This is a genomic window from Rubinisphaera margarita (assembly GCF_022267515.1).
Classification (GTDB): Bacteria; Planctomycetota; Planctomycetia; order Planctomycetales; family Planctomycetaceae; genus Rubinisphaera; species Rubinisphaera margarita.
The window spans coordinates 555,257-566,873 of the sequence record NZ_JAKFGB010000014.1 but is presented as its reverse complement, the minus strand read 5'-3'; the positions used below and the strand labels follow the sequence as shown (position 1 = coordinate 566,873).

8 protein-coding genes are annotated in these 11,617 nt (G+C 59.3%); 4 read left to right on the top strand and 4 right to left on the bottom strand.

All coding sequences use genetic code 11. The features are described 5' to 3' along the window. Positions 1-416: 416 nt before the first annotated feature. Both L1A08_RS15205 and L1A08_RS15200 read right to left on the bottom strand, forming a co-directional pair. Entirely contained in the window at positions 417-1,310 is an 894-nt protein-coding gene (locus tag L1A08_RS15205) for a homocysteine S-methyltransferase family protein (RefSeq protein ID WP_238757295.1), read from the bottom strand. Between the two features lie 151 nt (positions 1,311-1,461). Then, the gene (locus L1A08_RS15200; RefSeq protein ID WP_238757294.1) at positions 1,462-3,036 is read right to left on the bottom strand and encodes a TrkH family potassium uptake protein; all 1,575 of its coding nucleotides are present in this window, start codon (positions 3,034-3,036) and stop codon (positions 1,462-1,464) included. Between the two features lie 259 nt (positions 3,037-3,295). On the opposite strand from L1A08_RS15200, the gene L1A08_RS15195 reads away from it, so the two are divergent. Both L1A08_RS15195 and L1A08_RS15190 read left to right on the top strand, forming a co-directional pair. Beyond that, entirely contained in the window at positions 3,296-4,093 is a 798-nt protein-coding gene (locus L1A08_RS15195) for an MBL fold metallo-hydrolase (protein WP_238757293.1), read from the top strand. 23 nt (positions 4,094-4,116) lie between these two features. Further along, positions 4,117-4,704, top strand: coding sequence for an NfeD family protein (locus tag L1A08_RS15190; RefSeq protein WP_238757292.1), 588 nt, complete (start codon positions 4,117-4,119; stop codon positions 4,702-4,704). Between the two features lie 355 nt (positions 4,705-5,059). Here the strand turns inward: L1A08_RS15190 and L1A08_RS15185 are convergent, their stop codons facing one another. Beyond that, entirely contained in the window at positions 5,060-7,126 is a 2,067-nt protein-coding gene (locus L1A08_RS15185) for a polysaccharide biosynthesis/export family protein (protein WP_238757291.1), read from the bottom strand. Positions 7,127-7,563: 437 nt separating this feature from the next. Between L1A08_RS15185 and L1A08_RS15180 the strand changes: the two genes are divergently transcribed. Beyond that, entirely contained in the window at positions 7,564-8,877 is a 1,314-nt protein-coding gene (locus L1A08_RS15180) for an excinuclease ABC subunit UvrC (RefSeq protein WP_449314322.1), read from the top strand. Then, positions 8,870-9,100: a hypothetical protein gene (locus L1A08_RS15175; RefSeq protein WP_238757289.1), complete on the top strand. Its 231-nt coding sequence runs from the start codon at positions 8,870-8,872 to the stop codon at positions 9,098-9,100. Before L1A08_RS15180 ends, L1A08_RS15175 begins: the two co-directional genes overlap by 8 nt. A gap of 665 nt (positions 9,101-9,765) precedes the next feature. On the opposite strand, the gene L1A08_RS15170 is transcribed toward L1A08_RS15175, so the two are convergent. Beyond that, entirely contained in the window at positions 9,766-11,505 is a 1,740-nt protein-coding gene (locus tag L1A08_RS15170; RefSeq protein ID WP_238757288.1) for an alpha-keto acid decarboxylase family protein, read from the bottom strand. Positions 11,506-11,617 lie beyond the last annotated feature (112 nt).

The window sequence follows — 11,617 nt, the reverse complement described above, 5'->3', positions numbered from 1 at the left end:
GTTGTTGGAAAGGGTCTGTTGTTGACCGGACGGTCGAGATGGCTGGTGAAATGAACCGTCAGAAGATGACGGAAATTGAGTGGAGTTTGACCGAGGGTCTGAGAATTGGAGCTGGAAAGTATCGGAAGTGTGTCGGTGAGGAAAGATCGTTTCCGGAAAAATGATCATCCTTCCTCTAATTCGACAACCGACCTGGTAAACCTTGCGTGATAATCGGCCGGTCTTCTGATTTTTTTCAAATTGCCCGGGAGTTTCACTCAAGTCCCCTCGAGACAATTCCGCGCCCCGAAACCACTGAAAAACGTGACGATTACGGGTTCTTCGCCAGCCGGATAGAGTCATTTTGAGCGACCAGAGAACAAACAGACGTTATCCGTCAGAGAACAGCTCGGTCGTTTTCCGTAAGACGGGAGCACTCAGAACGAGTCGGCGAATTCGTCTGCAAAATTTGCAACGAGATCGACGTCTGTCCCGCAGCAGCCGCCGAGAAGACGGACGCCATGAGTTGTCCAGATTCGCGCGAACGCGACATGCTGATCGAGCAGCGCACCGGCCGACTCTTCCCATTCCCCCAGGCTGTTCATGCGACCGGAATTTGCATAGACGACTTTCGGAATCCCAAAATCCTGCATCTGATGGAGAACATCTTCGACGATTTCAACAGGGACGCAGTTGCAGCCGATTGCGTCCAGAAGTCCGGAGCGAGCGAGCTCTCTGAGACAGGCCAGCGGAGTTCCATCGAGCATGGTTTGGCCATCGAAGGACACTACACTGAGAACGACGGGCCGACCACAACCCCGAGTCAGATGGACGATCATCTCGGCTTCGCGGAATGTGGTCTGCGTTTCAACGAGCAACCCGTCGACCCCGGCTTCGAGAAGTTCGTTGAGCATCGCTGTGTGTTGTTCCTGAAGCCAGGACGGCTCGACGGCCTCGCCGGGGAGATAACTGTCTCCCAGAGGAGAGACGGAACCAAAGACACGGCAGCGATGGCCGGCTGCCTCTCGTGCGAGCTCGACCGCAAGTCGCGTCAGCCTGCCTGCTTCCGCAGGATCGTGCCATCCCTCCAGATTCACGGCGTGGGTCCGGAAGGTGTTGGTCGTGAGAATCATCGCACCGGCTTCGACGTAGTCGCGATGGATGGCGGAGATCAATTCGGGAGCTTCCAGCAGAGCCCGCGCGGACCAGCCGGGACGGCCAACGTCGAAACCACGCTTCGTCAATTCGGTCCCCATCGGACCATCCAGAATGAGAACCTGGTCAGGAGAGGAAAAGAGCGAAGGCACAGTCGATTTCGAAGTTTCCACCATGACGTGTGCCTGGCCTGAATCTCAAGACGGCGTGGCTGTGTCGACACAGGCTCCCTGTGTTCCCTTACCCATTCTAATCCGCAGCAGCCATGCGGGAACCGATGCTGTTTGTTCGCCCAGCCGACGCCCGAAACTGGGGCCGAATGGACTGCTACTGGTTTCTCCAGAACGAGGGGAAGAAGAGGACGAGGATCGCGAACAATTCGAGGCGTCCGAGCAGCATGAGAATCGTGAGCAGGAGCTTGCCCTGCTGGGAGAAGCCGGAATAGTTCGAAGCCGGGCCGAGAACTCCCAGTCCCGGGCCGATGTTGTTCAGGCTTGAAGCGACGGCACTGGCGCAGTCGATAAGCTTCTCCGCTTTCAGCGATTCGTTGCCGTTGAGCCAGAGCGTGTCCGGCTCGATGGTATTCAGGAGCATCCAGCTGACGACAAACAGGGACAGAACGAGACTGAAGTAGACAACCACTTCCTGACGCAGCCGGTCGGGGAGGTTTTCCCGGCCGAGCCTCAGAGAACGAATGACGTTGGGACGGAAGGCTTTTTCCGTTTCGACGCGAATAATCTTCGCGAAGAGCAGAAAACGAACAATCTTGATCCCGCCCGCCGTCGAGCCGGCACAGCCGCCGGCGAACATCAGCAGCAGGAGCAGCGCCCTCGAAAAATCGCTCCACTGACCGAAATCTTCCGTGCCGAACCCGGTTGTGGTGATGATGGAGACGGTTGTAAACAGTCCGTGTCGCAAAGCCTCGCCGAAGTGTCGATAGGTGCCGCTGATGAGCAGGTTCACCGTCAGCGCGACGGAGACGAGGAGAATGGTGAAGATAAACGCCCGCCATTCCGGCTCGTTGTAAACCACTTCCGCGCGGCGATACCAGGGGATCTTCTTCGACTTCGCCGGTGGGTTTAACAGCAGGTAAAACAGGGAGAAGTTCGTCCCCGCAGCAATCATGAAGACGATCATGGTCATTTCGATGACGACCGACTCGAAATGGCCAGCGCTGCGGTTGTAGGTGCTGAAGCCCCCCGTGGCCATCGTGCCGAAGGTGTGGCAGAGAGCGTCGTAGGCGGACATTCCCTCAAGGAAGAACACGACGGAGAGTATCAGCGACAGCCCGACGTAGATCTTCCACATCGCCAGGGCCGTTTCGCGCACGCGGGGCTTGACCGTTTCGGTGAGCGGACCGGGGACTTCCCGCTGCATCAACGCTTTCCCGCCGCCGCCCAGGTGTCCGAGAAGGGCAACGAACAGGACGATGATGCCCATTCCACCGAGCCAGTGCGTGAAACAGCGCCAGAACATGACGCATTTCGGGATCTGCTTGGGATTCTCGAGCTCCGTGAGAACGGAGGCTCCGGTCGTGGTGAACCCCGAGACCGACTCGAAAAAGGCATCGATAACGGTCATCGGGATTTCGGGAGTCCGCATCGTCCGTGAGAGCAGAAAGGGGAGCGCCCCCAGAATTCCGGCCAGAATCCAGCCGAGACCGACAACTGCGAGAGCCTCTTTATGCAGGATCGTCCCCTGCGCTTCGCGGCCGATGTACCAGAGGCATGCCGCCACGGCCAGGCAGATCAATATGGCCAGAACAATGCCGAGAAATCCCTGCTGTTCGAATTGATCTGCGACACCAAAGACCGGGAAGGCCCAGGGCAGCGACAGGGACATCGAGGCACCGACGAGCAGAGAGAGCAGACCGAGCAGTCTGGAAAGTAATCGCCAGTTCATCTCGATTTAATGTTTCATGGGCACAGCGTGAATGTTCTGTTTATGCTGCAGTGTGACGACCGGTACGGGCGGATGCAATTGACCGAACAGTCATCCTCCGCAACAGAAGCCTCCGTCGTTGAAATTCGTGAACTCCCGGTGGAGGTCGCTGGGGTATGCTGGTAATTTCCCGGCCCCGGCCTAAGATAGGATCACTCGTCAGGAGTGGTCTGTGACCCCGTCCCTTTGACGATATTCAATGATGTTGCGGAGTGAGCTGATGCTGGAACGGCGAGAATTGTTTCCGAACGTGATCGAGATCAACTACCAGGCGCGCCGCCGGTTTGGTTGCTCGGTCTATCTGGTGTTTTCGGGAACGGAATGGTTACTGATCGATATCGGGTACGAAGACACTGTCGATGAGATCATCGAGATGATCCGTCAGATGGACTTTCCGCTGGCCGGCTGCAAGTACCTGGTCGCTTCGCACGCGGATGTCGATCACATTCAGGGATTCGCCCGCGCCCAGTCTCTTCTGCCGGGAGCCGTGATTGTCGGCCATGCCGAGGCGGCTCGCCTGCTGGCGGAAAAAGATCGGCTGATGACATATGCCGAGATTCCGGCCCAGAACATTTCGATCGATCTGCCCGAGATCAAGATCGGTAAGACGGTCAAAGAAGGTGACAAGCTGGAGCTTGGCGACCTGACGCTGGAAGTCTGGCATACTCCGGGGCACACACACGGACAGCTGGCGTTCCGCATGGGCGACCTGCTGTTCTCCGGGGACAATCTGTTCCGCGATGGCTGCGTCGGAAATATCGATGCCCATCATGGTTCGAACATCCCTGACTTCATCAAGTCGCTCGAACGCATCCGGGACAGCGATGTCAAATGGCTGTTGCCGAGCCACGGCCCGGTCTTCCGCAAGGAGCCCGAGATGATCCAGAAGACGATTGATCGGCTGGAAAGCTATCAGCATATGGCGGATTTCGGCACCTGTGCAGTCGACTGGCCTCTGCTCGACGACTGGGAAGACGAACTGGTCTCTGGAGTCGATCCCAAATCCGTTTCCCTGTGAACACCTTCCGGTAAATCGGCCTGATGGATCATCAATTCCTTGCCATTGCACTGCTCGCCCTGTCGACGGTGCTCATCATTGCGGAAGTTTTCATTCCGTCGGGCGGACTGCTGGCGATCGGGACATTTGCCAGTCTGGGAGCCGCCTTCTATTTCGCGTGGCAAGCCTGGTGGGGATCCAGCCCAGGCTACTTCTTCGCCTTCACCGGATTCGCCATCGTCTTTCTGCCAGCCGCGGTGATCGCGGCGTTTGCGATTCTTCCCAAAACCCGCTTCGGCAAACGCATCCTGCTGGCCGGACCGTCGGAACAGGAAGTGATCCCGTTCGCGGCCGAAGAGGCCCGACTGCGGACGTATGTCGGTCGTCAGGCGAAGGCCGCAACCCCGCTGACGCCGAACGGCTTCGTGCTGATCGACAATGAACGGGTCAACGCGAGCAGCCAGGGAACAATCATCGATCCGGGAACGATCGTCGAGATCATCAAAGCCTCCGGAACCCGGGTGGTTGTTCGTGAGGTCGAGGAATCTGACGAGCCTGCTCCGCCGGAAGAAGCGGAGGATGAGGTCGACGAGGATGATGAGTCACTCGATTTTGACCTGCCGAAGGGTTGAGGCCTGCAATTCGCCTGCTCAACACCCGCATGCTCACGCAAGCATATCCCATACGCATCAAGCTAAGATCGGACGGGTAGCCCGTCCGCCTCAGCGGGCGGGTCGCGCAAGCGACAAGAAGCTGCGTCATCCGCGCCTTATTTGGTGAAATCATCCGGTCTCGAAGAAATCTTATCCATGGTGTGGCCTCTTGTGACTTCGTCACCCGCCCGTGACGGACGGGCCACCCCATACTGTTTCCAGAGACTTTCTAAACTTCGTGCCTACGGGATACGGCTGCGCCCATCCCTGGCTACGCATCAAACATGACGACACATGCCCACGCGAGCGTGGGCATGGCACCGGTCACGTGTTGCTAGTTGCCGCCGCCGGTCTGGAGTTGTGAGGCGGCGAGGCCGAAGAGAGCGGATTCGAGCAGGTTACGCTCGAGGAACGCTCCGACCGCTTCCAGGGGAGTGTATCGCAGCATCACGATATCGCCCGGCTGGATCAGCACCCGTTCCGACGGATCTTCCAGTGCTCGATAGAGGTCGACCTTGATCGGAATCTGTCCCCCACCCGGCAGCTGACGCAGGATGATAACATTGCTGGCCGAGATGGTGACATCGCCGTTGATGGCCGAGACGCCGCCCACCTGTCGGGAGACCGCCTGCTGATTCTGACCCTGAGCGATGGCGATGGCCCCGAGCACATCCAGATCGTAATCGCGAGGCAGTGTGTACTGTCCGCCGCCGAGAAGTCCACCGGTGTAGAAGATCTCGGTTTCCCGCGATTCGATAAAGACGATATCGCCGTCCTGAAGGACCACGTCGCTCGGACGAATGTGCGGGTTCTCGCCCGGTTTGAGGCGAACCGGAATCTTGATGATCTCGTGATTGTTCATCGTTGGATCGTTCGGATCGAAATTCACGCCTGCCGGCAACTGATCCCAGGGAATCTCGTCCAGGAACGGAGGCATGTTGACCGGACCGGCCATGCTCGGATCCTGCCATTCCTGCTGGGGGGGCATCTGCCCGTAGTTCATTTGTGGCGGCATTACCGGTTGCCCCGTCGGGACCTGCGGCTGCATTCGCGGTTGTGGCATTGCGTAAGACGGAGGGGTCGGCGCCGCCTGCGGCGGTTGATACGAAGAACCAGCCGGAGGGAGAGCCTGCATTTGAGGCGACGCCGGATCGGACCACTGTCGTGGAACAAACGTCGGCTCGGGCATGGTTTCTTCAGAGGTAATCGGAGCAGGAGCGTTTGATGGACTCCCTGGTGTTCCCCAGCGATAGTTTCCACTGTGAGGCTGGAGGGACCGCAGTTCCGAATCGCTGAGTTCGGGGACTGATGGAGCCCGAAGATCCATCGGGCCGCCCTGCTGCGGAGACCGCAACACGGGTTCTTCGATGGTCTGCATATTTGCCCGCAGGACGGGTTCTTCGTCGATGGACTGCATGCTCGCCCGGAGCGTTTCCCCGGCGTTGGACGACGGCAGATTCTGGATCTGAACCGGCGGCATGCGGAAGGAACCGCCCTGTTGATGATTGATCGTTTGAACGCGAGGAGCGTTTCCGGACTGATGACTGGCCAGTATCACCCCACCGCCCGACTTCGTCGTATTCTGCGAGAGAGGCATGGGTCCGCCGAAACCCTGCGGCGGAGGGCCAAAGCCCGTCGGCGGGCCGTACTGTCCCGGCATGCCAGATGGCGGGCAGTTCATCCCCTGATGAGGATTGCGACGGCGGACGACATAGATCGTATTCTCGGCATCGAGTCCCGGCAGTCCCCCCGTTTGTGCGAGCGCGTGCAGCACATCGTTCTTGTAGATCGGGAGATAGACGACCTGTCCGCTGCCGCGTTTCGTCTGCCCGAGGTTGATCGAAAGCCCCTGAGCGAACTGATTGCCGCCGACACCGCCGGTTTCCTGACGGAGCACGAGCACCTTGACCTGCCGCGGTCGCTGCAGAGAGACGATGATTCGATCCTGCCCGGGCTGGAGGATTTGTCGCTCGACGGTGTAGATTCGGCGGAGGGTATCTTCGACCTGACGGATCGTCATTCCGTGCACCGGAATTGAACCGATCATAGGCAGCGATAATGTGCCATCATCGCGGACGGTGAACGGGTAACCAATGGCCGGGGGCAGTTCCGGATTCGTCGGCACACTGATGGGGGGTGCCTGATTCGGATTGCCCAGCACGCCTTCGATATAGATGCCGAGCACATCGCCACCATCGACGAGATGCTGCCGTGGCGGAGTCTGACTGAGCAGAGATAAATCGATCGTCGATTCGTTGCTGCGAGACTCGCCCAGCATTTCCGGCCCGAGAGCCTTGGCCGGGATTCCGCGAATAGGCCGGAAGGCTGCGCAGCCGCTGGTGAAGATCAGAAGGGAAAGCCCGATCCACTGGAGCCTGTGAACGATCACCGAATAGTGCATGACGTTCTGTCATCCTTGACTGATTTCTCCGCCCCGGGAGCCGAGACGGCGAAGTCTGTGAAGCGAACAATCCGTTGTTCACCGTTTCATGCCGTTGCGGGACTGCCAGGTGAATCGATTCCGCGAGCGCAAAATCAGATCTCCTGAGCCCGGAGCCCCGTATCATTATCGGACACACTGCCAGCCCACTGAGGCCGAAATGCGGACCGGCGAACCGTTGTATCCCGATCAGACGGCAAGACCCGCAGATACAGCCCACTCCCCCTATTTCACCACGTATGGATTCAACGGAGGCGTTCCCTCTCTCCTGGATCTGCACTCCGAAGTTGCGTGGGAATCGCTTTCTCCATGTTCTCTCCTGCGGATGGCAGTCCTATAATCCCGGCATGGAAGAGAATACGGAGAATGAACTCGATCCGTCAGAACCGACGCCGGACATGGATTCCGGTCCGGTCGCCGCACGGGAGAAGGTTCGCAAGTTCCCGACGACTCCCGGCGTGTACCTGATGAAAGACAGCGAAGACCGGGTGATTTACGTCGGGAAAGCGGTGAATCTGCGGAGCCGGGCCGGGAGCTACTTTCTGAAGGCGGCTCAAACCGAGCGGCGGACGGCTGATCTGGTCCGGGAGATCGCCGATATCGACTATCTGCCGACCGATACCGAGGTCGACGCCCTGCTTCTCGAAGCCCGGCTCATCAAAGATATTCAGCCGCGTTACAACACCGAGCTGAAAGACGACAAGACGTTCCCGTATCTGGAGATCACGACCCGCGAGGATTTTCCGCGCGTCGAGTTCACCCGGTCGCCGCAGCTCAAAGGAACGAAACTTTACGGCCCCTTCACCAGTGCGAGCCAGCTCCGCGAGACGATCACCGTTCTGCAGAAGATCTTCCAGTTTCGCACCTGCTCGCTCGATATCGAAGAGAATGACGAACGCTGGCGGTGGTTCCGTCCCTGTCTGCTGGCGAGCATTAAACAGTGCACCGCTCCCTGCAATCTGCGGATCAGCAAAGAGGATTACCGGAAGGACATTCAGAAGCTGCGGCTGTTCCTCGACGGGCAGCGGACGAAGCTGTTCCGCGATCTCGAGAAGGAGATGCAGGAGGCGTCGAAGAATCTGCAGTTCGAGAAGGCGGCTGCCCTGCGCGATCAGCTGAAGGCACTCCGGTCGATCGAACTGCGGGGCGAGATCGATACGCACCAGCAGCCGGAGGTGTTCTACATCGATCCCAAGAAAGGGATGGCCGGGCTGAAGAAGATTCTCAACCTGCCCGAGATCCCCCGTCGGATTGAGGGAATGGATATCGCCCATCTGCAGGGAGGTGAGACGGTCGCTTCGCTGGTGCAGTTCATCGACGGGCTTCCGTTCAAGCATGGCTATCGGCGGTATCGGATTAAGGGCGTGGAAGGAGTCGACGACTTCGCTTCTATGCGGGAGGTCGTTTCACGCCGGCTGCGTGGTCTGCAGCAGAAGGGGGAATCGTTCCCGGACATCCTGCTGATCGACGGCGGCAAGGGGCAGCTGAACGCGGCTCTGGAGGCGATGCGGGCGATTGATATTGAGCCGCCGATGACGATTTCTCTGGCCAAACGCGAAGAAGAAATCTACGTGCCGGGCGAGTCGGAACCGAAGCGGGTCTCGCGGCATTCCTATGGACTTCGGCTGCTGCAGTACGTTCGCGACGAAGCCCACCGGTTCGCCCAGCATTACCATCATATTCTGCGAAGGAAGTCGACGTTCGATGAGTGAGCAGCCTGCCGACAATCCGACCAGACCAGGCTACGATCCACATGAGGAACGCCTGACATCGCGCGACTGGACGTTCCTGGGGTATCTGGTCGGGCTGACGTTCGTTTCGCTGATCGTGATTCTGATCGTGATCGCTTCCCTGTTCCGGACGAATCCGAACTTCAACAACTTCCCGAAAGAAGCCCCGGAACCGACCCGAGTCGCTCCAGTGGACTCGCCCTAAATCTTGCGTGAAATTCCACAGTTGACTCAGACGCGTGCGTCTGAGTGGCGGAGCCACAAGAGGTCGGTAACCGACGTTCTTTGGCTGGAATCCCGGGCTTTCGACCAGGCACGTCCTACAGCCGCTTCCTGTGACTGCGTCACCCAGACGTGCACGTCTGGGCCATCCCGGCAGTAGTCCCTCAGGGTGGCCCTGATAGCTGTGCTATCAGGGCGGCGAAGCCGTAGGAGGATGCACCTGCCGCGTGTCTCAACCTGTCGCTCTTTTTCCTGATTTCAAGTGACGACACCTTTTCTGATGTGACATCAAATCCCGCTTCGCCGACGGCTGCGCCGCCCCGAAAGAATCTTTCGGGGCCACCCCCGACAGGAGTACAAGGGCACATCGACGAGCTGGCAACGACTTGTGCCCGCCTGGGCCATCCCGCACGGATCAGGGGTAGCCCCGGTTGATTCAACCGGGGTGGCGAAGCCATAAGAGGTCGCACTCGACGCCTGAGCGATTCTGTGTTGGATCACGAAAACAGGAGACCTCGTGCCGACTGCGTCGGCCCCGGTAGCGGAGCAACCGGGGCTACCCGGTGGGGTTTTCAACCAGGCACGTCCTACAGCCGCTTCCTGTGACTTCGTCACCCAGACGTGCACGTCTGGGCCATCCCGCGCGGATCAGATTGTTTTGCTCATGCGTTCGGCGAGGCGGGTGAGGGCTGAGCTGATGTCGTCGGGCTCGAGGTGGACATTCAGCAGGCTAAAGGCGTCTTCGTTGGCGATGGAGGCTTTGAGAGCCTGGTCGAGTTCCGATTCGGTGTGAACTTCGAACCCCCAGCCGCCGCCGAGGAGATCGGGAAGGCGATGGTACTCCCAGTTGAGGATGTCGTTGAACGGGCCCTCGTGCAGGAAGCGTTCGGTGGTGTAGCCTTTGTTGTTGAGGACGACCACGATCGGGTTGAAGCTGTGCCGGAGAATGGTCGAGAGTTCGAGGCAGGTCATCTGGAATGCCCCGTCGCCGACGAGGACGATCGGCCGGAGTTTTTCGTTGGCGACCTGCACGCCGAGCGCAGCCGGGATGGCGAAGCCCATTGAGGTGTAATAGGCCGGGCTGAGGAACTCCGTGTGCTGATGGATGACGAGGTCCGAGGCTCCAAACAGGGAGTCTCCGACATCGGCGACGACGACCATGTCGTCGGAGAGCAGCTGGTTGATTCGCTGGAAGAGCCGCTTCGTGGTGACCGGCTTCTTCTCTTCCGGCTTGAACGGCTCGGCGGCCGGCAGCGGTTTGGGCATGGCCCGTTTGGTGATCTTCATCGAAGCCGAGGCGAGCGATTCGAGGAAGTCATCGAGGCGGACATCGTGAAAATGATGGTAGCCGATTCGCAGCTGTTCGCTGGTCGCGTAGATGCACTTCTGCGGATCGAGATGAGCGGTGTAGATGCCGAGGTTGATGTCGGTCATAAATGTGCCGGCGAGAACGACGCAGTCGCTGTCTTCGACATACTTCGTGACCGCTTCGCGGCCCATGGCTCCTTCGTAGACGCCGAGATAAAGCGGATGACGCTCACTGATGACCGACTTGCCGAGCAGCGTGGCGGAGACCGGTATCGAGTGCTTTTCGATGAACTTGAGCAGCGTTTCGCGGAGTCCGAAGCGGTGGACTTCGACGCCGGCGATGACGACAGGCTTCTTCGCTTTGGAAAGTCGATCCGCGGCTTCTTCGATGGCGGCTTTCAACGCGAGTGGATTGCTGACGTAGTCTTCTACCGGCGAGGGGTTCGGTGAAAGAGGCTTGGAGTTCACGCGGTCGCGAGGGAGTTCGAGATAGACGGGTCGCTTGTAGCGGGCGGCTGCGGCGAAGCAGCGGTCGATCTCGCGGAAGGCGGTTAACGGGTCGTCGAGAGACGCGGTGGCGACGGTGATTTTCTCGAAGACTTCCCGCTGAGTCTGGAAGTCGCGAACGCGGTGATGCAGCAGCGGATCGTTGCGGCGTTCTTCCATGCCGGGGGCGCCGCTGATGACGACGACCGGGGACTTCTCGGCGTAGGCACCGGCGATGGAGTTACAGAGACTGAGGCCGCCGACACAGTAGGTGACGCAGACGGCTCCCATGCCGTTCACGCGGGCGTAAGCATCGGCTGCGTAGCCGGCGCAGTCCTCGCGGGTGGTGCCGATGACGCGGATCGGACTTTCTTCGAGCAGGCTGTAGAAGTTCAGCACGAAGTCGCCGGGGATGCCGAAGACGTCGCGGATGCCGCTGTCCTGGAGCTTGGCGATGAGATAGGAGCCGATGGAAGGGACGGCTGCATTCTGCCCGACGGCTGCCGGCCGGGCGGTGCTTTGAGCCTCCGCCTTTTTCTTGCGGGCGGAAACGGACGCTGAAACCTGAGACGACTGCGACGAACGAGACGGCATGGCTGCCTCCTGTTGTTCGGGCCGAGGGAAGACTCCGCGTGTGGTATTATACGCAGTCCCAGGTTTCCGGACAGATGAAAGTGTCGGGGGCCGGGGATTGCTGATTGTTGAG